The sequence below is a fragment of the Nonomuraea angiospora genome, assembly GCF_014873145.1.
Taxonomy (GTDB): domain Bacteria; phylum Actinomycetota; class Actinomycetes; order Streptosporangiales; family Streptosporangiaceae; genus Nonomuraea; species Nonomuraea angiospora.
In genome coordinates this window covers 3,952,789-3,975,852 of sequence record NZ_JADBEK010000001.1, presented here as the reverse complement: position 1 = coordinate 3,975,852, position 23,064 = coordinate 3,952,789, and the positions used below count along the sequence as shown (strand labels likewise).

Annotated in this window: 18 protein-coding genes and 1 pseudogene; 13 read left to right on the top strand and 6 right to left on the bottom strand. The window is 70.2% G+C overall.

From position 1 onward, the window contains the following. Positions 1-180 precede the first annotated feature (180 nt). The 3 genes from H4W80_RS17965 to H4W80_RS62735 all read right to left on the bottom strand — a co-directional run bounded on the left by H4W80_RS17965 (position 181) and on the right by H4W80_RS62735 (position 1,276). A complete protein-coding gene (locus H4W80_RS17965) occupies positions 181-324 on the bottom strand; it encodes a hypothetical protein (RefSeq protein ID WP_192786152.1) in 144 nt (47 codons plus the stop codon). Positions 325-392: 68 nt separating this feature from the next. Beyond that, complete coding sequence (locus tag H4W80_RS17960) at positions 393-794, bottom strand: QcrA and Rieske domain-containing protein (RefSeq protein ID WP_225963510.1); 402 nt, start codon at positions 792-794, stop codon at positions 393-395. 359 nt (positions 795-1,153) lie between these two features. Beyond that, entirely contained in the window at positions 1,154-1,276 is a 123-nt protein-coding gene (locus H4W80_RS62735) for a hypothetical protein (RefSeq protein WP_264085989.1), read from the bottom strand. Positions 1,277-1,458: 182 nt separating this feature from the next. On the opposite strand from H4W80_RS62735, the gene H4W80_RS17955 reads away from it, so the two are divergent. The 4 genes from H4W80_RS17955 (at position 1,459) to H4W80_RS17940 (ending at position 7,738) form a co-directional block, all read left to right on the top strand. Continuing rightward, complete coding sequence (locus H4W80_RS17955; RefSeq protein ID WP_192786150.1) at positions 1,459-4,719, top strand: BTAD domain-containing putative transcriptional regulator; 3,261 nt, start codon at positions 1,459-1,461, stop codon at positions 4,717-4,719. A 265-nt stretch (positions 4,720-4,984) separates the two neighbouring features. Then, complete coding sequence (locus H4W80_RS17950) at positions 4,985-5,674, top strand: type 1 glutamine amidotransferase domain-containing protein (protein WP_192786149.1); 690 nt, start codon at positions 4,985-4,987, stop codon at positions 5,672-5,674. Positions 5,675-5,784: 110 nt separating this feature from the next. Beyond that, positions 5,785-6,219 (top strand): VOC family protein, encoded by a 435-nt coding sequence (locus H4W80_RS17945; protein ID WP_192786148.1) that lies wholly within the window; start codon positions 5,785-5,787, stop codon positions 6,217-6,219. Positions 6,220-7,156: 937 nt separating this feature from the next. Further along, complete coding sequence (locus tag H4W80_RS17940; protein WP_192786147.1) at positions 7,157-7,738, top strand: CHRD domain-containing protein; 582 nt, start codon at positions 7,157-7,159, stop codon at positions 7,736-7,738. Between the two features lie 184 nt (positions 7,739-7,922). On the opposite strand, the gene H4W80_RS17935 is transcribed toward H4W80_RS17940, so the two are convergent. Beyond that, complete coding sequence (locus tag H4W80_RS17935; protein ID WP_192786146.1) at positions 7,923-8,357, bottom strand: VOC family protein; 435 nt, start codon at positions 8,355-8,357, stop codon at positions 7,923-7,925. A 253-nt stretch (positions 8,358-8,610) separates the two neighbouring features. Between H4W80_RS17935 and H4W80_RS64565 the strand changes: the two are divergent. The 4 genes and pseudogenes from H4W80_RS64565 to H4W80_RS60765 all read left to right on the top strand — a co-directional run. After that, positions 8,611-9,200, top strand: a pseudogene (locus H4W80_RS64565) (AraC family transcriptional regulator); the annotation flags it as partial. 15 nt (positions 9,201-9,215) lie between these two features. Beyond that, positions 9,216-9,653, top strand: a complete 438-nt coding sequence (locus tag H4W80_RS60770) for an AraC family transcriptional regulator (protein ID WP_420540607.1) — start codon at positions 9,216-9,218, stop codon at positions 9,651-9,653. 38 nt (positions 9,654-9,691) lie between these two features. Continuing rightward, entirely contained in the window at positions 9,692-12,406 is a 2,715-nt protein-coding gene (locus tag H4W80_RS17925) for an ATP-binding protein (RefSeq protein ID WP_318786920.1), read from the top strand. Between the two features lie 9 nt (positions 12,407-12,415). After that, positions 12,416-12,937: a hypothetical protein gene (locus tag H4W80_RS60765; RefSeq protein ID WP_225963508.1), complete on the top strand. Its 522-nt coding sequence runs from the start codon at positions 12,416-12,418 to the stop codon at positions 12,935-12,937. A 39-nt stretch (positions 12,938-12,976) separates the two neighbouring features. Here the strand turns inward: H4W80_RS60765 and H4W80_RS17920 are convergent, their stop codons facing one another. Next, complete coding sequence (locus H4W80_RS17920; RefSeq protein ID WP_192793572.1) at positions 12,977-13,903, bottom strand: LysR substrate-binding domain-containing protein; 927 nt, start codon at positions 13,901-13,903, stop codon at positions 12,977-12,979. Between the two features lie 209 nt (positions 13,904-14,112). On the opposite strand from H4W80_RS17920, the gene H4W80_RS17915 reads away from it, so the two are divergent. Beyond that, on the top strand, positions 14,113-15,369 hold the full coding sequence (locus tag H4W80_RS17915; RefSeq protein ID WP_192786145.1) for an MFS transporter: 1,257 nt from the start codon (positions 14,113-14,115) through the stop codon (positions 15,367-15,369). A 46-nt stretch (positions 15,370-15,415) separates the two neighbouring features. Here the strand turns inward: H4W80_RS17915 and H4W80_RS17910 are convergent, their stop codons facing one another. Then, positions 15,416-16,456: a LacI family DNA-binding transcriptional regulator gene (locus H4W80_RS17910; RefSeq protein WP_192786144.1), complete on the bottom strand. Its 1,041-nt coding sequence runs from the start codon at positions 16,454-16,456 to the stop codon at positions 15,416-15,418. Between the two features lie 209 nt (positions 16,457-16,665). On the opposite strand from H4W80_RS17910, the gene H4W80_RS17905 reads away from it, so the two are divergent. From H4W80_RS17905 to H4W80_RS17890, 4 genes are read left to right on the top strand one after another with little or no spacing between them, the layout of a single operon-like run. Beyond that, positions 16,666-19,791: a DOMON domain-containing protein gene (locus tag H4W80_RS17905; RefSeq protein ID WP_192786143.1), complete on the top strand. Its 3,126-nt coding sequence runs from the start codon at positions 16,666-16,668 to the stop codon at positions 19,789-19,791. Between the two features lie 15 nt (positions 19,792-19,806). Next, the gene (locus H4W80_RS17900) at positions 19,807-21,177 is read left to right on the top strand and encodes an extracellular solute-binding protein (RefSeq protein WP_192786142.1); all 1,371 of its coding nucleotides are present in this window, start codon (positions 19,807-19,809) and stop codon (positions 21,175-21,177) included. 14 nt (positions 21,178-21,191) lie between these two features. Next, on the top strand, positions 21,192-22,124 hold the full coding sequence (locus H4W80_RS17895; RefSeq protein WP_192786141.1) for a carbohydrate ABC transporter permease: 933 nt from the start codon (positions 21,192-21,194) through the stop codon (positions 22,122-22,124). Continuing rightward, complete coding sequence (locus tag H4W80_RS17890) at positions 22,121-23,011, top strand: carbohydrate ABC transporter permease (protein WP_192786140.1); 891 nt, start codon at positions 22,121-22,123, stop codon at positions 23,009-23,011. The genes H4W80_RS17895 and H4W80_RS17890 overlap by 4 nt, the downstream gene beginning before the upstream one ends. The last annotated feature ends 53 nt before the right edge of the window (positions 23,012-23,064 follow it).

Sequence of the window (23,064 nt, the reverse complement as noted above, 5' to 3'; positions counted from 1 at the left end):
AGGATGCGGGCCCCGTATGACGGGGCCGCGCAGTCATGATCGCAGGGGTCATCCTCAAGAGGGCTTCGCGAGAGGGGCCACAACTGATCGCGCTTGACCGCCGTGCCAGGCCTGGTGCGATGCCACCGGCCCGGCACGCGCCCGGCTTGAGGTCCGTCTGCCTCGACCGGCGCGGTCGATCTACCGGTGGCCGCCCTCGTGGAGCCGGCCACGCACCGCGCCGTCGGGGAACTGGACGGAGCAGGAGAACCGGGCGCCCCTGATGCGGAACTTGGCGATGGCCAAGCCGTCCCGGTCGTTGACCTTCTTGCCCCGTTCGGGCACCTCGTTCGCGCCGAACAGCTCGGTGACGATGATCGACAGTTGGGCTCTGGTGGGGCGGCCTGCCGAGGTCAGGCGAGCGAGATGGTGTCGCCGTCGACCTTGATCGGCACCTCGGGCAAGGGCTTGGTGGCCGGGCCGCCCATGACCTTGCCGTCCAGCCAGAACATGCTGCCGTGACACGGGCAGTTGATCATCCCGGAGGAGACGTCGCTCACCGTGCATCCCCGGTGGGTGCAAACGGCGCTGTAAGCCCGGAACTTGCCCGCGGACGGCTGGACCACGACGACCTTCTGGTCCGGAAAGACCTTGCCGCCCTCCTTGGGAATGTCGGAGGTCTTGGCGAGGATGGCGCTGCTCTTCGCGGCGGGGGACGTGGCGGTGTCTCCGGCGGGTGCGGAGGTCCGGGAGGCGGAGGGGCCGGCGTCGGCGCTGGTCTCGCCGTTGCCGGCGCAGGCGGCCAAGACGGTCATCAGACCGGCGCCTCCCACGCCCACGATGGCGGCGCGGCGAGAGGTGCCCGCCGCGGCGCCCGTCGGAAGCTGTTCTTCCCGCCGGTCATCGGTCACGGCTCGGCGTGCCTGGCATTCCTGACCAGACATCGTGCACATACGTTCGCCCTCCAGGTGCTTTCCCGCGCTGTCGGTCGCGGCGCATGCTGGAGCAGCGTGCCGTGACAGCCGGGGGAATGTCAGTTAGTCGTTTCGGCTCTCGTCCGAAGGCATCGCCCAGACGGCGGCCTCTGCGCGGAACCTCGAGGAGCTTGCCGAAGTCCCGGTGAAGACGACCACGTACTTTTCCACACACGTCCTGAAATTTCTTGGAATAGCTATCACCTGGCGGGCCTCCTGCTGAGCGTGGCGGCCTCGAACGCGGACTTGGCCGCGGCGCGGCGGCCGGCGCGCATCAGGCCCCCGGCCGTGATCGTTGCGTCGAAGAGCGTTATCCGACGCACCTATGTACCGCCTTCCATCCCGGGGTATATGTCCTGTGGAAAGCAGTGGCTTCCTGTTGAACCCGGGCCCTGAAACGGCCTGCCGCTCACCTGTGCAGCGGATTTCCTGCAAGGCTTGCGAGTCGTAAACTCGTCCCGCACAGTTGACCATCCGTCATCTCGATGCAGGGGGGTTGACAGGCGTGGCTGTGCCAGTTCGTCCGGCGGGCTCAGGTGGTGAGGCCGGGTCGGCATCCGGCAGCTGCCTGCGTCTGCAGATTCTCGGTCCGTTACGGCTGTGGCGTGGCGGTGTCGAGCTGGACGCAGGCCCCCGGCAGCAGGCCTACCTGCTGGCTCTGCTCCTGGCCCGGGAGGGCCGGGTGATCAGCACGGGCGAGCTGGTCGATCTGATGTGGGACGACGACGCTCCCGCCAGTGCTGTCAACGTCATCCACAAGTATGTCGGCGCGTTGCGGCGGCTGCTGGAGCCGGAGCTCCCGATCCGCGGGAGCGGCTCGTACCTGCGGCGCCGGGGCAACGGTTATCTGTTCGTGGCCGAGACCGGCATGCTGGATCTGGCCGTCTTCCGGGAGCTCGTCCAGGCGGCGGGGGAAGCCCTCACGGAGCAGCGGCGGGAAGCGGCGCTCGACTCCTACGTGGAGGCGTTGGGGCTCTGGCAGGGCTCCGCGGGTGAGGGGCTGACCTACGGCCCGGCCGCGATGTCGATCTTCGCGGGGCTGGACGGCGAGTTCTTGGGAGCGTGCGTGGCGGCGGCCGAGCTCGCGGTGTCGCTGGGCCGGCCGGAGCGAATGCTGCCGCCTTTGCAGCTGGCCGCCTCGATGGCTCCGTTGCACGAGCCCGTGCAGGCGAGCCTCGTCTCCACTCTGGGCGCCGCCGGGCAGCAGGCGCAGGCGCTGTCGGTGTTCCGGACGATCCGTACCCGCCTGGCCGAGGAGCTCGGCATCGATCCCGGCCCGGCTTTGCGGGAGGCGCACCGGCAGGTGCTGAGCGAGACTTCGGCACCGGCGGTGCGGCCGGCCGACGGCCAGCCCGCCGGGCAACCGCCGGCGCCCTGGCAAGGCGGCCCCGCATCCGCGAAACCGCCTGCCATGGGCCTGGTCGGCCGGACCGAGGAACTGTCGGTGCTGCGGCAGGCGGCGGAATCGGCGCTCGCCGGCGGCAGGGCGCTGGTCGCCGTCGAGGGTGAGCCGGGGGTGGGCAAGACCCGCCTGCTGGAGGAGATCGCCGCCGAGGCGGCTCGGCGTGGCGCGCTCGTCGTCTGGGGCCGCTGCCTGGAGGGCGACGGTACGCCGTCGATGTGGCCCTGGGTGCAGGCGGTCGGCGCCATCCTGGACGCGATGCCCGCCGCGGCGCGGGAGAAGTGGGTCGCCGGCGAATTGGGCCGCCTGGTCAACCCGGGCGACGAAGGCGTCGCCGCACCGGCGGTGCCGGTCGGTGGCGGGCAGTTCCGGCTGTTCGAACGGGTCGTGGCCGCCATCGGCGAGGTCTCGGCGCAGCGGCCGGTGCTGCTCGTCATCGACGACCTCCAGTGGGCCGACGTCGCCTCGTTGCACCTGGGCAGTCATCTGGCGGCCCGGCTGCCGCGTGGCACCTTGGCCATCGGCGCGCTGCGCGACCGCGCGCCCACGCCCGGCACGGAGCTGTCGCGCATGCTCGCCGCGGCGAGCCGGCTGCCCGGCCATCACCGCATCAACCTCGGCCCGCTCAACGTGGCCGAGGTGGCCGAGATCGTTCACGGCGAGACCGGCCGGCGTCCCGGTCCCGCCGCCGCCCGCAGCATCTACGCCCGTACCGCCGGCAACCCGTTCTTCGTCCGGGAACTGTCCCGATTACTCGCCGGCGTGGGTGAGCTCACCCACGACGCTGTGGCCCGGACGGGGGTGCCGTCCACCGTGCGCGACGTCGTCCGCGACCGGATGGCCGGCCTCGACGACAGCGCCCGGGGCCTGCTCCAGGTCGCCGCGCTCATCGGCCGGGACGTCGACCTCGGCCTGCTCGCCCGCGCCGCCGGCCTCGACGTCGCGGCCTGCCTCGAACGCCTCGAACCGCTGGAGGCGCTCGGCCTGCTCGGGCCGGCCCCCGAAGATCCGTACCTGTTCCGGTTCGCGCACGACCTGGTCCGCGAGTCGGTGGCCGGGACCACGCCTGCGCGGCGCACGCCTCGGCTGCACCTGAGCGTCGCCGACGCGCTGGAGCACGCCGACCCGGAGGGCGAGTCCGTCGCCGAGCGCCTGGCCTACCACCTGTGGGCCGCCGGCCCGCTGGCGGACCCGGCCCGGACCGCGCAGGCCATGGTGCGCGCCGGCCGCCGCGCCGCGGCCAAGTCGGCGTTCGAGGCCGCCGAGGGCCACCTGCGCAAGGCCGCGAGGGTCGCGCGGGCGGCGGGCCGGGCCGAGCTGGAGTTGTCTGCGCTGGTGCAGCTCACCGCGGTCGTCGGGATGCGGTCGATGTACGGGGCGGCGGCAGTCGACGCGCTGGAACGTGCCGAGCAACTGGCCCGTGACCTCGGCCGGGAAGTGGAGGCCACCGACTTCCTCTTCTCCCGCTGGGTCATGCACGCTCAGGCCATCGAGCTCGACCGCAGCGGGCCGCTGGCGCGCCGGCTGTTCGATCAGGGCAAGGCGTCCAGCGACCCGATCGTGTACGCCTACGGCCTGGAAGCCTGGGGCCTGCACCAGTGGGACATCGGCAACATCGGCGAGGCCGTCCGATTGCTGAACGAGTCCAACCAGATCATGCTCCACGACCTCGCCAGGCGCGAGGACAACCCGGTCCGGCACGACCTGCAGCTGCTCATGGCCGGAATGCTCGCCGAGATCACCGCACTGCACGGTGAGGTCGAAAAGGCACGGGCGCTGCTCGACACGCTGGAGGCCGACGCGGGCGACGACCCGTACGCGGTCACGATCTGGGCCGCCATCGTCGCCAGGACCGCGTCGCTCGTCGGCGACCCCACCTGGGCGCTTCGCGCCGTGGAGCGGGGGATGGCCGTGGACCCGGACTTCTCCTTCGTCTACCTCGGCACCTACCAGCGGCTGGCCCGGTGCTGGGCGCTGGCCGTCACCGGCGAGGACCAGGCCGGCGCCGCGGTGGAGGCCGAGCGGATCATCGCCGCGAACCTCCTGGACCCGCCGCTCTCGTGCGTCGCCACCTGGTACGGGCTGCTCGGCGAGATGCATCTCGCGGCCGGGGCACCGGCCGCGGCCGCCGCCGCCCTCGACAAGGCCGACTACTACCTCGACACCTGTGGCCAGCGTTACCCGGAAGGCCTGCTCCTGTTGCTGCGGGCGCGGCTGCTGCAGGCCCTCGGCGAGCCCGCGGCCGTGGTCCGGGCCGCCGCCGAGAAGGCCTGGGCGTTGTCGACCGAACGCGAGGCCCACCTGTTCGCCCGCCGCGCCGAAGAGTTCGTGGCAGAACTCGACGAGGAGCCGGCCGGCCACTGATCGCGCCGTCCCCTGAAGATCGGCCGTCGGCGACGAATCCAGTAAGCGTCCACTCGCCGTCAACAATGCTCAGCTGATCGCTGGGGGAGTGCGCGCTCTGCTGGTCCAGCCCGCCTCGGACGACAGGACGCGCGTTCCACTTGCTGTCCAGCACTTATCAAGAGCACACCCCGTACGTTTCGGACATAAGCGACGAGATGATGCGCCCGATGGTGGAGGGTGCGGGTGGTCATCGAAGTCCAGGGACGAGACGAGGAGCGGGACCTTGAAGGTTTTGATCGTTCTGACCTCGCATGACCGGCTGGGCGACACCGGGCGTAAGACCGGGTTCTGGCTGGAAGAGCTGGCCGCGCCGTACTACCGGTTCAAGGACGCCGGATGGGAGATCACGCTGGCCTCGCCGAAGGGTGGGCGGGCGCCGCTGGATCCCAAGAGCAACGAGGAGCAGTTCAAGACCGACCAGACCCGCCGGTTCGAGGCCGACGCTCAGGCGGAGGCGCAGCTGGCTGCGACGGTGCCGCTGGACAGGGTGTCGGCCGACGACTTCGACACGGTCTTCTACCCGGGTGGGCACGGCCCGCTGTGGGACCTGGCGGAGGACGAGGCGTCGATCAGGCTGATCGAGCGGATCGTGGCGTCGGGCAAGCCGCTGGCGCTGGTGTGCCATGCGCCGGGTGTGCTGCGTCACGCGAGGACCCCGGACGGCGGCGCGCTGGTGGCGGGCCGGCGGGTGACCGGCTTCACCGACAGCGAGGAAGAGGCCATGGGCCTGACGAAGGTGGTGCCCTTCCTGGTGGAGGACGAGCTGATCGCCAAGGGCGCCGACTTCTCCAAGAAGGGCGACTTCGAGGCGTACGTGGTGACCGACGGGCTGCTCATCACCGGGCAGAACCCGGCCTCCTCCGGACCGGCCGCGGCCGAGCTGATCGCGCTGGCCGGCACCAGGACGGCCTAGCCCGGCTCTGGGGATGCTCGACGGCCGCCCGCCCTACCACCGGAACAGCTCACCTTCTGTCTCGCCGATCGGCGGGACAGCGTCATCCACTCATGAACGAGGAATCACAGATGAGCGACTCTCTCGCGCCTTCCTTCAGCGGCCTGCACCATGTCGCCTTCACCGTCAGGAACCTGCAAGCCAGCGTGGCGTGGTACCAGAAAGTCTTCCAGGCCGAGCTCGTGGACGGAGATCTTCCGCACTACGGCCGCGAGTGGACCGGGTACGCGAAGCTCGTCATCGAGCCCCACACCGGCCTGGCCATCGGCCTGCACCACAATGCCGGCAACCAGGGTGAGGAGTTCGACGAGGTCCGCACCGGCCTCGACCACATCTCCCTTCACGTGGAGGGGCGCGAAGGGCTCCTTGCCTGGGCGGACTGGCTCGACAGCCTCGGCGTCGCCCACTCGGGCATCCAGAGCGTCAAGGAGCCTTTCGTCTACTCCGTAGTCGTCTTCCGGGACATCGACAACATCCAGCTGGAGGTCATGGCCGTCGGCGTCTGACCCGCCGGCGTCCGTCACGGTGCGAGCCGGCTCCCGCGTACGCGGCGCGGGAGCCGGCTCAGCCGCCGAGGACCGCGTGCACCGAGGAGCCGGCGCCCACGCCTTCACCGACCGCGGTGGCCACCCGCTTGGTCGAGCCCGAGCGGACGTCCCCACCGCGAAGCCGTGGCGCGCACTGTCTGGGACGGCAGCGGCGCCTTGTCCGTGTCCAGGGGCAGGTGGCTGTGGCTGTCTGTGACGACGAAGCCGTGGCCGTCCTTGGCGACGTCCGTCATCCAGTCCGACTCCGGCGCGGCGCCGGATCGCCTGGGCGGCGTGAACGGCGGTCCGGGGGCGGAGTGCAGATCTTCATGCGGCGGCTGTGTCCGGTTTCGTCGGTGCGGTCGTTGAGGATTGCTTCGCGCCAGGGCAATGCCATGAGCCGGCTCAGGAGCGTGGGCTGGTTGCCTTTGACGAATGAACACGTAGTGGCCGCCGGCCGTTGGGCCACGAGAGTCTGGGTGTCGTGGCGGGTGGCGGCCAGCAGGTGGGGTCACGCCTTCGCTGGCGCGGCTGCCGCGCAGGGTCTTGCCGTCCACGGCCAGGCCGACGAGTTCGGTCCGGCCTGAGGGCCGGCAGTCTGCGGTGGCGGGCGGGGCACAGGTAGCGAGCCAGGACAGATGCTCCAGGTGGCGGGAGCTACTGCCCATTCCCGTGTCCCTGACGGAGGACCGCCATTTAGCTGGTATGGCAGTAAGGCTCGGCCGGGAAATCAATTGAGCATTTGTTGATAACTAGTGAAGATTTACTGGATTGGCTCACCGATTCTGCAGGCGTGGTGCTGTGGCATTCATCACACGGGTTATGTGAATTAATGCACAGAATCCCCACTATCGTCGTCTCTACTGTTCTGCAGGTGGCAAAAAGCCACAATGGGCGATCGAGAAAGTTGAGCACGATGAACATGCGTAAGCAGCCGAGCGGCGGGCGAATCGGGTGGCACCGCGTGGTCGGGGGCGCGGCGGCGGCAGGAGTGGTCGCGGCGGTGGTGACCGGCACGGTGATCGCCGCCCCCGCGGCCGCCGCGCCCCGGACCGTCCGGGTGGTCGAGGTCTCCGCCGCGCAAAGCCAGGCCCACCTGGTCGGCGCGGCCAGGAAGTACTACTTCGCCGCCAGGCTCCTCGGCCGGAACGAAGTGCCCGAACCGGGCAAGAAGGTCAATGACCCGAACGGCGTGGCGGTCGCCAAGTTCCGCATCAGCGGCAACCGCTTCTACTACTTCGTCCAGTGGAGGAACACCGGCAGGCCCACCGCCTTCCACATCCACAGGGGCAAGGCCGGCACGAACGGTCCCGTCGTCATCGACCTGCTGTCCAACGGCAGGATTCGGGGCAACACCGGCTTCGGCTCCGTTCGCGTCAAGAGCAGCCTGCTCAGGGACATCAAGGCGAAGCCGAAGAACTGGTACGCCAACCTGCACACCGCTCAGTTCCCCGACGGCGCGGTCCGCGGCCAGCTCCACACGGGCGGCCGCTGGTAGATCACCTTCTGCGGCAGGGCACTTCACCGGGGGTGGAGTGCCCGCCTGGCGCATGCGTTGGGAAACCATCCTGCGTCGCCATAACCCTTCGCGGAAGGCCGGCCGGCCCCGCGCTCCCTTTCCCGGCGGCCCCAGGACTGCCCCCCGCTCGAGGCTGTGCAGCCGTGGCTCGCACCGTTGTGTTTCAGGCGTCGATGGCGACGACTTCGAGTTGGATGTTGTCAATGTCGCGGAAGACGATCGTCGAGTGGACGAACGGCCGCGTCCGGCGCTGAATGCCGGAGTGCGCGACTCCGAGGCCGTCGAGCCAGTCCGCCCAGGCCTCCAGCCCCTCACGTCCGTCGACCCGCAGGGAGACGTGGTCGAGACCGGTGCGGGCCTCGTTGAACTCCTCGTCCTGGTTGGCCTCGTGGCGATGCAGTCCGATGGCCAGTCCGGTACGAGGTTCGATGACCAGGTTCGCGTACCCGGTCCACTCGCGACCGTAGTGCGGCAGGTCGCCGTCCACCAAGGTGGCCTGGAAGACCTTCTGGTACCAGGCGATGCTCGCCTCAAGATCCCTCACGGTGAAGGCGAAGTGGTGCAGCCCGCTGATGGGCGGCGTGCTCGGTTCACTCATCTTTCGCACCCTCTCGGAAAACACGGACTGGCCGTTCTCGCATGCTTCTAAGAGAAGGTAGGGAGGGAGTCTTTACGACAAGTGGATGCGTGTGCGGCAACGGGCTCTGTTATGCCAGGTGAGCCCGAACGCCTGGGTGGGTGTCCACGGGAACAGGACTGATCCGCCCGCTTCTGGCGCAGAGGCGCGCGAGGGGCCACAGAGCCGTGAAGGAGCCCGTCCACCCGTGAACGCGAGGTCGCGCGATGAATAGATGTGCCGCGAAGATGGCTTCAGGAGCTTGGGCGGAGTGCCGGGGAGCGCAAGCTGTGAAGATCCGTGGCCGCAGGAGGGGTTGACCATGACGACCTCGGAGCTCGAGCACCGCGTGAGCTCGGCGGACCTCATCTCGGCGCTGGCCGCGCGTGCGCCCGAGACCGGAGGCAACGACGGCGGCTGGCCCGGCCTGACGCTGTACCGTTTCACCGAGCCGACGGCGCCCGCCTGGGAGGAGATCCAGTCACTGTCTCTCGGGATCGTCGCGCAGGGCAGCAAGGCGGTCATCGTGGATGGCAGGCGTTACGTCTATGACCCGTTCCATTACCTTGTGATCAGCAGCAACCTGCATTTCCAGGCCGAGGTTCTGCAAGCCGGCCCTGCGAGCCGTTCCTGTCCTTCGTGCTGGAGATCGACCCGGCGCTGGTGCGGAAGGTCTCCGTCGACATGCTCGGTCCGCGGTCAGGCGCGGTCGATGCGGTCCCGGAGCAGGGCGAGGCCGACCGGTGCGTCGTCTCTCCGCTCGATCCGGAGCTCATGGCGGCGGTCCTGCGGTTCCTGGGCTCGCTCGGCAGCGGGGCCGATCGACGGGTACTGGCGCCGATGTGCGTCGAGGAGATGGTCTACCGGGTATTGAGCCGCGAGCAGTTCTCCCGGATGCTGCACATCGCGGCCAGGCAGACCTCGCACAACCCGATCTCCGCCGTGCTCACATTCGCGCGGGCGCATTATGCGGAGCCTTTGACGGTCAATGATCTGGCCAAGCAGGTGGCTTTGAGCCCGTCGGCCTTCTCGGCCTTGTTCCGCGAGGTCACAGGTCGTACGCCTTATCAGTTTCTGAAGGAGTACAGTGCAACCGCTTCGGCGTCACACCGAGAGCCTACGTCGACGCGCAGAATGTGGCAGCCGGGTTGCGCAGGATGCGCTCGGACGACGAGTAAGGGCGTGGCGCGATGTCACCGGCTGGGAATGGGCACTGATTCAGCAGGATCGCGATACTCGCCGGCTTCGCGGTTCGCTTTATTGACCGAGCCCAGGTGATCCGCAAGCTGTCTCGACGAACAAGGTGGTAACAACGCGTGGCTGCGCCAATCCCTCCCATCGGTGGCGGTGGCGAGGACCGATCGGCTGCCGGCAGTTCCCTGATCTTCCGGATTCTCGGCCCGTTACGGCTCTGGCGGGACGGCGTCGAGTTGCACGCCGGCCCGCGGCAGCAGGCCTTTCTGCTGGCCCTTCTCCTGGCCAGGGAAGGACGGCCGATCAGCACCGACGAACTGATCGATCTCGTCTGGGTCGATGATCCGCCGGCCAGTGCCCTCAACGTCATCCACAAGTACGTCGGCTCGTTGCGCCGGCTGCTGGAGCCTGCGCTCTCGGCGCGGGATTCCGGCTCGTACCTGAAGCGGCGTGGCAACGGATACCTGTTCACGGCCGGTGCCGCGATGCTGGACCTGGTCGTCTTCCGGGACCTCGTCGAGGCCGCCGGGACCGCCCTGGCGGAGGAGCGCCACGAGGAGGCTCTCGACTCTTACGCGGAAGCGTTAGGGCTCTGGCAGGGCGCCGCGGGCGACGGGCTGAGCCCGGGACCGGCCGCGACGTCGATCTTCGCGAGGCTGGACGGCCAGTTCTTCGACGCGTGCACGGCGGCGGCCGAGCTCGCGGTCTCGCTGGGCCGGCCGGAACGGGTGCTGCCGTCCTTACACCTGGCCGCCAGGATGGCGCCGCTGCACGAGCCGGTGCAAGCGAGCCTCATCTCCACCCTGGGCGCCGCCGGTCAGCAGGCGGAGGCGTTGTCGGTGTTCCGCGCCGTCCGTACTCGCCTGGCCGCCGAGCTCGGCATAGACCCTGGCCAAGCCCTGGCTGCCGCGCGCCGGCGGGTGCTGAACCAGAACCTGACGGTGGCCGGCGAGCGGCCGGCCGAAGATGTGCCCGCGCCGCCGCGTGCTCCCGCAGAATCCGGCACCCGGTCCGGCGGCGTCCTGGTCGGCCGGACCGAAGAGCTGACGGCGCTGCGGCAGGCGATCGATCCGGCCTTCACCGGAGGCGGGGGGCTCGTCGTCCTGGAGGGCGAGCCGGGGATCGGCAAGACCCGCTTGCTGGAGGAGATCGCCGCCGAGGCGGATCGGCGTGACGCCGGCGTCGTCTGGGGGCAGTGCCTGGAGGGCGAAGGAACGCCCTCCATGTGGCCGTGGATCCAGGTGGTCGGCAGGGTGCTGGACGAACTGCCCGGCACGGCTCGGAAGGAATGGGTCACCGGCGAACTCGGCCTCCTCGTCGGACCGGACGGCGACGTTCTCGGCGGGTCGGCGGCACCCGACAGTACGACGCGGTTCCGCCTGTTCGAGGCCGTCCTCGCCGTCGTCGGCCGGCTCGCGGCGCAGCGTCCGCTGGTGCTGGTGATCGACGACCTGCAGTGGGCGGATGTCGCGTCGCTGGACCTGTTCAGCCACCTGGCGGCCCACCTGCCGGGCGGCACCGTGATCATCGGAGCACTCCGCGACCGCGCGCCCGTACCCGGATCGGCGCTGACGCGGATGCTCGCGGCCGCGACCCGGGTGCCGGGTCACTGCCGCATCCGGATGGGTCCTCTCGGCCTGGCCGACGTGGCCGAGCTCGTCCGCCGTGAGACCGGCCGCGATCCAGGCTCAGGCGTCGTCCACAGCATCTACACGCGTACCGCCGGCAACGCCTTCTACGTCCGGGAACTGGCCCGGCTGTCCGCCGACAGCGGCGTGCTCACCGAGGATGCCGCGTCGCGCGTGGGAGTGCCCTCCACCGTACGAGATGTCGTCCGTGACCGGATGAGCGGGCTCGACGACGGCGCCAGGGATCTGCTCCAGATCGCCGCGCTGATCGGACGGGACGTGGAGCTCAGCCTGCTCGCCGACGTCGCCGACCTCGACATCCAGACCTGTCTTGACCGTCTGGGGCCCGTGGAGGCGCTCGGCCTGCTCGAACCCGCGCCCGGAGACCCGTTCTCCTTCCGCTTCTCCCACGACCTGATCCGCGAGGCGGTCACCGAGGCCACGCCCGCCGGACGAGCGATCCCCCTTCATCTGCGCGTCGCCGACGCGCTCGAGCGCACCGACGCGTTCGGTGACCATGTCGCCGAGCGCGTCGCTCACCACCTGTGGTCTGCCGGTCCGCTCGCCGACCCGGGCCGGACCGCGGCGGCGCTGGTACGCGCGGGCCGTCGCGCGGCGACCAAGTCCGCGTTCGAGGCCGCCGAGCGGCAGCTGCGCCTGGCCGTACGGGTGGCGCGGACGGCGAACCTGGCGGACCTGGAGCTGTCCGCCCTGACCCAGCTGATCGCGGTCGTGGGAATGCTCACGATGTACGGCACCTCGGCGCTGGAGCTGCTGGAACGGGCGGAGCACCTGGCCAGGAGCCTCGATCGGGAGCTCGACGCCACCGTCTTCCTCTACTCCCGCTGGGCGGCGCACGCCCAGGCCCTCGAATCGGATCGCAGCAGGCCGCTGGCGCGCCGGTTGCTGGAACAGGGCGAAGTGTCCTGCGATCCGCTCGTGCGCGCCTACGGCCTGCAGACGTGGGGACTGCAGCGATTCAGCGACGGATACATGGGCGAGGCGTTCCGGTACCTGAGCGAGGCGAGCCGGATCCTGATGGCCCGCGTCACCCGGCGCGAGGAGGATCCCGTCTGGTACGACCTGAGACTCCTGATGATCGGGATGTTCGCGGAGGCGACCGCGATGCACGGGGACGTCGACGGCGCGCGAGCGCTCCTCGACAGGCTGGAAGCCGTCGGCGACGACCCGTTCATGGTCACGGTGTAAGCCACCCACGTGGCGAGGGCGGAGGCGGAGATCGGCGACCCGGTTCGAGCCCTGCGCGCGGCCGAACGAGGGATCGCCGCGGATCCCCATTTCTCCTTCGTGTTCCTCGGCACCTACCAGCGGCTGGTCCGATGCTGGGCGCTGGCCTTGACCGGCGGCGATCCGGCCGGCGCCGCGGCGGAGGCCGAACGGCTCATCGCCACGAACCTCCTCGACCCGACGCGCGCGAGTATCGCGATCTTCTACGGGCATCTCGGTGAGATGTGGCTGGTCGCCGGGGCGCTCGACAAGGCCGCCGCAGCCCTCGACCGGGCCGACGCCTGCCTCGATCTCTACGATCAGCGTTTCGGGGAGGGCCTGATCCTGCTGCATCGGGCGCGACTGCTGCACGCGAGAGGCGAACCCATCGCCGAGGTCAGGGCCGTGGCCGAGAGGTGCCGCAGGCTGTCCACCGAACGTGGGACTCACCTGTTCGCCCGGCGCGCCGAAGAGTTCCTGGCCACGCTGGACGACCGACCGGTCGTCCACTGATCCACCCGTGGCGGCAGGGGGCAGTCGAGCCCTTGCCCTCTACTGACGCGTGCGGCGGATCTCCGCGCCTGTCGGAGCCTCCGGCCGGTGACGGGTGCCGTGGATGGAGCCGGTGGGGTTGGCGTGCGTGAGGATGGCGCTGGTCAGAGCCTCCGCGAGTTCGGAGGGGGCGCGCGGGTTGGTCAGCAGGACGAGGTCGAGTTCGCCCAGCTCGGGTAGTCCGGCGCCCTTGGGGAGCTCGACCAGATCGGCGGGCAGCAGGCTGCGGGCGAAGATCGCGACGCCGAGGCCGGCGCGGGTGGCGGCCAGCACGGCGTTGACCCCGCGCGCCGTACAGACCACCCGGTGTTTGACGCCTGCCTGCTCCAACGCCCGCACCGCCAGCGCCCGGCTGGGGCTGGGCGCCTGGTACACGATCAGCGGCACCCGTTGTCCCTCGTCCCACCGCAGGCCGGTGCCCTCGACGGCGGCCCAGACCAGCCGGTCGCGGCGCACCAGCCGGCCCCGCCCCTCTCCGGCGGTGGTCTGGAGGAAGGCGACGTCGACGTGGCCGGATTCCACCCGGCGTTGCAGTTGCGCGCCCTGCTGGGCCACGGTCAGGTCCAGAGTGACGCCGGGGTTGAGGTGCCGGAAGTCGCGCAGGATCCGCGGCACCTGGCTCAGCGCGAGATCGTCGGTCACTCCGAATCGCAACCGGCCCCGCACTCCCGCGCCGGTGAAATAGTCCACCGCCTGAGCGTTCGCGGTGAGAATCGAGCGGGCGAAGCCGACCATCGCCTCTCCGTCGACGGTCAACGTCACGCTGCGGGTGTCCCGGACCAGCAACGGCCGGCCGACCGCCTGCTCGAGCTTGCGTATGTGCTGACTCACCGTGGGCTGACCGAGGCCCAGCGCCGCCGCGGCCCGGGAGAAGCTCAACGACTGCGCCACTGCCAGGAACGTCCGCACCTGCTCCGGAGGAAACATCACGACCCGACGCTAGGCCCAGCTCATCATGATTCGCAATAAGACTTATTTGATCAATTCCCTTTCGTGAATTGATCGCCGTGCCCAACGATGGAGACACAGCCCGTTACCGAAAGAGGAGTCTCATCGTGACCAGGGCGGCCGACAGGCCAGAGCCCCCCAGTCCCCGGCCGAAACCACCCATCCCGCGACGTGCCAGGCTTGCCGCGTTGCAGTCGCGGAACTTCCGGCTCTTACTGCTCGGCCAGACAGTGGCGACCATCGGGATGTGGACGCAGCGCATCGCCCAGGACTGGCTGGTGCTCAGCCTCACCGGAGACGCCACCGCCGTCGGAGTCACCACCGCTCTGCAACTGGCGCCCATGCTGCTCTTCGGCCTGGCCGGCGGGTGGATCGCCGACCACTACCCGAAGCGCCGGGTGTTGCAGGCCACCCAGGCCGCGACCGGCGTCCTCGCCGCGATGCTCGCCGTGCTCACCCTCACCGGCCACGTCACCGCCTGGCACATCCAGCTCATGGCGGCCGGCCTCGGCATCATCGCCGCGATCGACCAGCCTGTCCGGCTGGCGTTCGTCACCGACCTGGTCGAGCGTGACCACCTGTACAGCGCCATCAGTCTCAACTCCTCGACGTACCAGCTCGGCGCCCTCACCGGCCCGGCGGTGTCCGGCGCGCTGATCAGCGCCGTCGGTCCCGGCTGGGCCTTCGCTCTCAACGCCGTCTCCTACGCCGTCCCGCTCATCGCCTTCGCCTGCATCGACCCGGACCGGCTCCCACGCCCGCGACCCGCGACGCGCGCCGCCGCACTCGCTCCAGGCGGGATGCGCGCACTGGTACGGCGGCCGGAGATCTGGCGGCCCATCGCGCTGGCCGGCGCGTTCAGCATGTTCACCAGCAGCCTGCCGGTCACGCTGTCCGCCTACGCCCGCACCCTCGGCATCGGGGCCTCCGGCTACGCGATGTTCACCTTCGTCGTCGCCGTCGGCTCCATGCTCGGCGCGCTGATCGCCGCCGGCCGCACCCGCACCACCATGCACGGGCTGACCTGGACCGGGTGCGCGGTGGCAGCCACGTACTTACTCGCCGCCGCCATGCCGACGCCGTGGAGCCTCGCGTGCGCGCTCGCCGGGATCGGCATGGCGACCACGCTGTTGTTCACGGCGGTCAACGCCACCGTGCAGGTCGCTGCCGACACCGAGCTCCGCGGCCGGGCGATGGGCGTCTACCTCCTGGTGTTCTTCGGCTGCGGCGCCCTCGGCGGACCCCTGATCGGCGCCATCAACCAGCACCTCGGCCCCCGGATCGGTCTGGCGCTCGCCGGCGCGGTTCCCGCCGCCGCCCTTGTCCTGCTGTCCCTCTCGTACTTCGTCCGCCGCCCCGCCGCGGTGCCACCGCCCGGCGCGTCCCCGCGCCCGTCCGGCACGGGCCAGGAACCCACACCGCACACCCGATCGCGACACCCCTGACCCGCCGGCGGCGCCGATGCCGCCGGGTGAGCGGCGAGGGCGTCCGTCAGCGCATGGTGCGATCCGGTGTGCTGCCGCCCAGATGGATCTTCGGCGACGGCATCGGGATGTCGCTCGCCAGCGGATCGAGCGCGGCGCTCACCGCGGCGGCGCCCATCTCCTCCAGGGGAGAGCGGATCGTGGTGAGCCAGTCGGCCTCGTCGGCGAACGGGCTGAACATGCGATGGCCGTACCCGGCGACCGCGATGTCGTCGGGCACCGCCAGGCCGCTCTCCCGCAGGCGATGAATCGCGCCCCAGGCGACCACGTCCTCGGTGCTGACGATGATCTCGGCCTCGGGTCCATCCGCCAGGTACGCGCTCGCGGCCTCCATCCCGCCCGCGACGCTGTGCACGGCCCGGTAGACGCGGCTGTCCGGCAGCGCCACGCCGCCGGCGGACAGCCCGACCCGGAAACCGTCGAGCCGATCGCGCTCCGAGGGCACCGCCTCGTCGGCGAGGAAGACGACGAAACGCCGGTAGCCGAGGCCGAGCAGGGCGCCCGCGAGCGCCTTCCCGCCGTCGAAGTCCGGCGGCCTGATCGCCAGGACCGGCTCGGACGCCTCGCCGACGATCACGACCCGGCCGCTCTCGCGCTGGAAGCCGAGCAGCTGCTCCATCAGCCGGGAGCCGGCCTTCGCGGTCGTGTCCCGCTTCCTGGCCAGCACCAGCGCCTGGGGGCGCTGGCGGCGCAGATCCTGCACCAGATCGCGCTCCCGCGACTCGTCGCCGTCGGTCGAGAGCAGGTTCAGGATGTAGCCGCGCCTGGACGCCTCCCGCATCGCCCCGAAGGCGATCCTGGCGAAGAACTGGTCGCGAATGTCGCCGACCACCAGCGCGACCGCGGGATAGCGACCGCGCACCATCGCCTGCGCGGCGAGGTTGGTGGTGTACCCGACCTGCTCCGCCGCGGCCAGCACCCGCTCCCGGTACTCGTCGGCGACCTGCCGGACACTGCCGTTGAGCACGCGGGAGGCCGTGGACGGCGACACACCCGCCGCGCGCGCGACATCGGCCAGCCGGGGAGTCCCATTCGGTTCCTTCGACACGATTGTCATGATAGCCACCTCGGGCGGGACAGCGCTGTCCGACGCCACATTCCAATCTTTGCCCCCGTATAGCAGCAAAAAAACCGAACTGGCGGTCTTGTCGGGAAAGCGCTAGCCGGGCAGTATGACGACCCAACGCGCTGTCGATCCGGAGGTTCGCCATGCACCATTGCAGAGTCAGCAGCGGATGTCGCAGGCTTCTCACCCTCGTGGCGACCGTGGTGCTGACCGCCACCCAGCTGGTGGCACCGGCTTCAGCCGCGGCCGACCCCGAGATCGTCTTCACGAACCCGGTGGCCGCCGACGGGATCACCGCCTGGCCGGGAGACCGGGACAAGACCCCCGAGCACGCGGCGTCGAGCCGGCTCGGGGTGCCGTGCTGGCAGACCAGCGACGACCTGAAGGACCAGTACATCTACCTGAACATCGACGCGGCCCGGATCCCGGCCGGCGCCACCGACGCGGTGCTCACGGTGAACTACTTCGACAGCCCGGGCCAGCAGCTCACCGCGCAGTACGACGGCGTCAGCGCGCCCTTCACCCCGCTGCCGTGGTTCTCCTTCCCCGGCTCGGGAGCCTGGGCGACCACGCAGTTACGGATGTCCGGCGTCAACTTCCAGAACCGCGCGAACGGCGCCGACATCCGCCTGATGGCGAACGCGCCCGGCGGTGTCATCAGCCCGGTCTGCGTCTCGTCGGTCAGCGTCTCGTTCGCCGACACCACCGGCATCACGGTGACCAACCAGAGCCTGGTCTTCACCCAGGGCGCGGGCAGCGTCACGTTGCGCTCGACCGCGTCCTCGGTCGCCTGGAGCATCACCGACGACCAGTACCTTCCCGTGGCCTCGGGCAACGCTCCGATCGCGGCCGGTGCGGGCTCGATCAGCACCGGCGGCCTGAAGCCCGGTTTCTACAACCTCCGCCTCACCGCCGGCCAGACCGTCGTCGGCACGACGCTCGCCGTCATCCCGCCGCTCCCGGCCGGGATCCAGTCCCCGACGGGCAAGTGGGGCGTGAACACGCACATGTCCCACTACTACGACCTCAGCGGCGCCCTGATCCGCGCCCTCGCCCTGACCGGCTTCTCGCACATCCGCGACAGCCTCGAGTGGCCGCGCGTCGAGTCGGGCTCGCCCGGCAACTACGCGGTGGACCCGCGGTACGACGCGATGATCGCGGACGCGAAGGCGAACGGCATCATCCCGCTGCTGGTCACCGGATACCGCAACCCGCTGTACGACGGCGGCCGGACCCCGAGCACGCCCGAGGGCCTGGCGGCGTACGGCCGCTACCAGAGCTGGTGGCTCAAGCACTTCGCCGGCACCACGAACGACATCGAGACCTACAACGAGTACTACATGGCCGGCTTCAACGACAGCGCCTGCGGCATCACCGGCGCCTGCTTCCTCCAGCTGATCAAGGCCGCGTACGAGCAGACCCACAAGGACAACCCGAACGCGAACGTCATCGCCGACGTCGGCCCGAACAAGGGCGACACCTCCTTCCGCGACCAGCTGCTGTCCCTCGGCGGGCTGGCCTACGTGGACTCGGTCAACGCGCACATCTACACGTTCCCCGGCCCGGAAGGAGACCTGGACACCCAGATCCAGAGCCTGCGCGCCGCGGCCGACGCGCACGGCGGCGCCGGCAAGCCGATCTGGATCAGCGAGGAGGGCTACCCGACCGCGCCGAGCTTCGGCGGCTCGATGCTCGACCAGGCGCGCAAGTCGATCCGCAACGACGTGATCATGATCGCGAACGGCGTCAGCCAGTTCTACTGGTACGACGCCCTGAACGACGGCACCAACCTGGACGACAAGGAGAGCACCTTCGGCCTCCTGCAGGCCCCGGCCGGGCCGATCGCCGGCATGGCCCCGAAGCCGGGCCTGGTCGCGAAGGCGACCACGATCCGCGCCCTCACCGGCCTCGCCTACAGCGGCCGCGACACCCTGCCGTCCCCGCTGCATTCCTACCGCTTCGGCTCCGGCGCCGCGACCACCCGCGTGCTCTGGTCGACCGGCACCGGCACCTCATCCGTCGACCTCACCACGAGCAGCCCGCTCGAAGTGACCGACTTGTACGGCCACAAGACCACCCTGACCCCGGTCGGCGGCGTCGTCAACCTGACCGTCGACCAGGATCCGCTGTTCGTCAAGGGACCCGCCACCGCGGCCTCCCAGCAGTCGAAGCCGGAGTTGAAGGTCGCGGCCGCGGATCCGTCCAACTCGCTGGAGCCGACCGCGGTCACGGTGACCCTCAAGGGCACGGTCCGCAACCTCGGCCCGCGCGCGGTGACGATCGCGGGCCGGACCAAGCAGGTGCTGGTCACCCCGGGCAAGGACACCACGGTCACCATCCCGGTCCCCGCGAGCGACACCCTCGGCTCGCGCCACCTGGTGGCGACCGTCGCCCGCAACGGGAAGCCGGCCGCCCGCCTGGTCGCCTGGACCAGCGTCGAACCGGCGACCAAGATCCGCATCCTCCCGCAGATCACCCAGGTCTCACCGCTGCGGGCCGGCCTCGGCGTCGAGCTCGCCAACACCAGATCGAGCGCGGCGGCGACGATCCAGGACCTGACCTGGACCATCGCCGGGCAGAAAGGCACAGCCGGCGCCGGCCAATCGATCGCGCCGGGACAGAAGGCCACGATCGGCATCCCGGTCACCGGCCTCCAGCCCTGGAAGCCCTACGCCTACACGGTCGACCTCACCACCTCCGACGGCAACAAGGTCTCCGCGAAGGGCACCACGGCCTTCAACCCGATCACGCCCTCGGCGACGGCCCCGAGCAGCTCGATCGACCTCGCCGCCGACGCCGGCTGGATCGCCTTCACCCGCCCCTGGGGCGGGCCCGCCGACCTCTCGGGCACGGCGAGCCTCCAGTACGACGCGACCGGGCTGACCATCGACGCGGCCGTCACCGATGACGTGTTCTCCCAGACCGGGACCCCCGCCACCCTGTGGCGGGGCGACAGCCTGCAGTTCGCGATCAGCGACGGGCTTCCGGGAGAGAGCCCGGCCGCCACCGAGATCGGCGCCGCCCTGCTGCCGGCCGGGCCGGCCGTGTACACCTTCGGCACCTCGGACGGCAGCCCCGCCGGGACCACGCCCGGCGCCACCGCCGCGATCAAACGGGCGGACGGTGTCACGTCGTACCAGGTCAAGGTGCCCTGGACGGCGCTCGGGTTCCCGTCCCGGCCGGCCGGACCGGTCTCGATCGCCCTCGCCCTGAACGAGGACGACGGCGCCGGGCGTGCCGGCGCCCTGCAGTGGGCGAGCGGGATCGTCACGGGCAAGACCACCACCTTGTTCCTGCCAGGAACGTTCACCAGCTGAAAGAAGGAGCGAAGAGTGCTGACCACACGATGGAGGGCGGGGGCCGTCACCGCGCTGGCGATCCTGGCGGCCACCGCCTGCTCGGCAGGGTCCGGAACGGCAGTCAGCGACGACGGCACCGTGACGATCACGGTCGGGCAGAAGCCCACGCCGGACCAGGCGGCGGCGCTGAAGACCTGGACCGACCGGGTCGCGCAGTTCGAGAAGGCGAACCCGAAGGTCAAGATCGAGGGCTCGGAGTACGGGTACGACGTGCAGACGTTCCAGGCCGACCTGGCCGCCGGGACGCTGCCGACCGTGGTCGCGATCCCGTACACCGACGTTCAGGGGCTGATCGAGCGCAAGCAGCTCGCCGACGTCACCGACGTGGTGAAGGCCTCGCCGGTGGGCGGCAAGATCAACCCGGAGGTGCTGAAGACCGTCCAGGACGCCGGCGGCCACATCTTCGGCCTGCCGGTGCAGGCGTACACGATGAGCCTCAACTACAACCGCGCGCTGTTCCGGCAGGCCGGGCTCGACCCGGACCGGCCGCCGGCCACGTGGGAGGAGGTCCGCCGGGCCGCCAAGGCGATCGCGGACAAGACCGGCAAGGCCGGCTACGCGATGATGACCACCAACAACACCGGCGGCTGGGTCCTCACGGCCATGACCTACACCTACGGCGGAGCCATCGAGAAGGTGAACGGCGGCAAGGCCTCGGCCGCCTTCGCCGACGCCCCGATGACGGGCGCGCTCACCACGCTCCAGCAGATGCGCTGGACCGACAACGCGATGGGCAGCAACTTCCTGTTCAACCAGAAGCAGCTGCAGCAGGAGTTCGCCGGCGGCAAGGTCGGGATGTACATCGGCACCCCGGGCGACTACCGCGACGCGGTCACCACGATGGGCGCCAAGGGCGAGGACTTCGGCGTCGCGCCGCTGCCGCTCGGCTCGCCGGACGGCGGCACGCTGACCGGCGGCGCCGTGCAGATGTTCAACCCGAAGGCGTCGAAGCAGCAGATCGAGGCCGCGGTCAAGTGGGCCGAGTTCTTCTGGCTGGAGAAGTTCACCGACCAGGACCATGCGGTCACCGACGCCAAGGCCGCGAACGCGGACAAGCAGTACTCCGTCGGGCTTCCGATGCTCTGGCTGTTCGACGAGGCGTCGAAGAAGCGGTACGACGAGTGGATCAAGCCTTATGTGAACACGGTCCAGGCGAACTTCACGCCGTACACGTCCAAGGCCGCGTCGCTGAAGCTGATGATCGAGCCGCCGGTCGCCGGGCAGAAGGTGTACGCGAACCTCGACTCGGTCGTCCAGACCGTGCTGACCCAGAAGGACGCCGACGTCGGCAAGCTGCTCGCGGACGCGTCGAAGGCGGTCGACGGGCTGCTGGCGAACTCGTGACGGCGTCGAAGGCGATGAGTCTCCCGCTCTCGGCCGAGGACGGCCGGGCCACGCGCGTCACGCGGCGCGTGGCCCGGTGGGTCCGGCGCGGCGGGATCAGCACGCTGGTGTTCCTGATCCCGACGCTGGTGGTCTTCGGGCTGTTCTCGTGGTGGCCGATCGCGCGCGGACTGGTCCTGGCGTTCCAGCAGACGAACCTCGTCACCGCGGCGGAGTGGGTCGGGCTGGACAACTTCCGCAAGGTCCTGGCCGATCCGCTGCTCGTCACCGCGGCGGGCAACACCGCGTGGTTCGCGCTGCTGGCCCTGGTGTTCGGGTATCCGGCGCCGCTGGCGCTGGCGGTCTTCGTCCGCGAGCTGCGCCGGGGCCGGGCGTTGTTCTCGGTGCTGGCGTACCTGCCGGTGGTGCTGCCACCGGTGGTGGCGATCCTGCTGTGGCGGGTCTTCTACGACGCGAGTGACTCCGGCCTGTTCAACACCCTCGCCCGGGGCCTCGGCCTCGGCCCGTTCCAGTGGCTGCAGGACGCGCGGTCCGCGATGCCGAGCATCGTCCTCGAGGCGACCTGGGCCAACGCGGGCTCGACGATGATCATCTACCTGGCCGCGCTGTCCGGGGTCCGCACGGATCTCTACGAGGCGGCCGAGATCGACGGAGCCTCGATCTGGCGGCGGATCGTGCACGTGACGCTGCCGCAGATGCGGACGATCCTGCTCATCACCCTGCTCCTGCAGATCATCGGCACCTTCCAGGTGTTCACCGAACCGTTCCTGTTCACCGGCGGCGGCCCGGCGAACGCGACCACCACGATCCTGATGCTGCTCTACAACTACGCCTTCATCAACGGCGACTACGGCGGGGCGACCGCGCTGTCGGTGCTGCTCGCCGTCTTCCTCGGGCTGCTGTCGCTGCTGTACTTCCGGCTCACGCGGCGCTGGAGCACGACGTGAGCGCCCGGTCCGAGGACCGCGGCCTCATCTCCGCGGCGGATCGACGGCGACCGGTGGTGCGCTGGACCCTCGGCGGCGGCCAGGCGCTGATCCTGGTCCTGCTCGCCCTGGCCGGCCTCGGGCCCATCCTGTGGCTGGCCAAGGCGGCGATCTCGCAACCGCACGACATCGCCGCGGACCCGCTCGGCTTGTGGTCCGGCCCGCCCCAGTGGCAGAACATCGAGACCGCCTGGTCCCGGCTCCGGGTCGGGCCGGCGCTGGTCAACACGGTCCTGATCGCCCTCGGCAACTGGGCCGTGTCGGTGCTGGTGGCGACGACCGGAGGCTACGCGCTGGCGATCCTGCGACCGGGGTACGCCAAGATCATCAACGGGGCGCTGCTGGCGACGATGTTCATCCCCGCCGTGATCTCGCTCGTGCCGCTCTACCTGACCGTGCTGGACGTTCCGATCGTCGGCGGGTCGCTGATCAACAGCTACTGGGCGATCTGGCTGCCCGCCGGCGCCGGCGCCTTCAACGTGATCATCACCGGCCGGTTCTTCGCGCAGCTGCCGGCCGAGCTGTTCGAGGCGGCCAAGATCGACGGCGTCGGCAACTTCCGGATGTTCACGTCGCTGGTGCTGCCGCTGTCCGGGCCGATCATCGGCGTGGTGTCGCTGCTGTCCGTCATCGCGGCCTGGCGCGAGTACCTGTGGCCGAAGCTGGTCCTGCCCGACCGCGCCAAACAGCCGTTGTCGGTGATGCTCCCGTCGATCCGCGACAACGTGCAGATCAACCTGTTCATGGCGGGACTGCTGATCTCCGTCGTGCTGCCGATCGTCATCTTCCTGCTCTTCCAGCGCTACTTCATCCGGGGCGCGGGGCTGGCCGACGGGATCAAGGGCTGAGACCGTGCGAGTACGGCCGGAGCCGGGCGAGCCGCCCCGCCAGTGCGCGGGGC

Excerpts from the sequence above, each read along its gene's own strand:
- H4W80_RS17960 (WP_225963510.1), bottom strand. The coding sequence starts at position 794 with ATGACCGTCTTGGCCGCCTGCGCCGGCAACGGCGAGACCAGCGCCGAC.
- H4W80_RS17945 (WP_192786148.1), top strand. The coding sequence starts at position 5,785 with ATGAGCGACTCTCTCGCGCCTTCCTTCAGCGGCCTGCACCATGTCGCC.
- H4W80_RS17940 (WP_192786147.1), top strand. The coding sequence starts at position 7,157 with ATGAACATGCGTAAGCAGCCGAGCGGCGGGCGAATCGGGTGGCACCGC.
- H4W80_RS17935 (WP_192786146.1), bottom strand. The coding sequence starts at position 8,357 with ATGAGTGAACCGAGCACGCCGCCCATCAGCGGGCTGCACCACTTCGCC.
- H4W80_RS60770 (WP_420540607.1), top strand. The coding sequence starts at position 9,216 with ATGTGCGTCGAGGAGATGGTCTACCGGGTATTGAGCCGCGAGCAGTTC.
- H4W80_RS17920 (WP_192793572.1), bottom strand. The coding sequence starts at position 13,903 with ATGTTTCCTCCGGAGCAGGTGCGGACGTTCCTGGCAGTGGCGCAGTCG.
- H4W80_RS17895 (WP_192786141.1), top strand. The coding sequence starts at position 21,192 with ATGAGTCTCCCGCTCTCGGCCGAGGACGGCCGGGCCACGCGCGTCACG.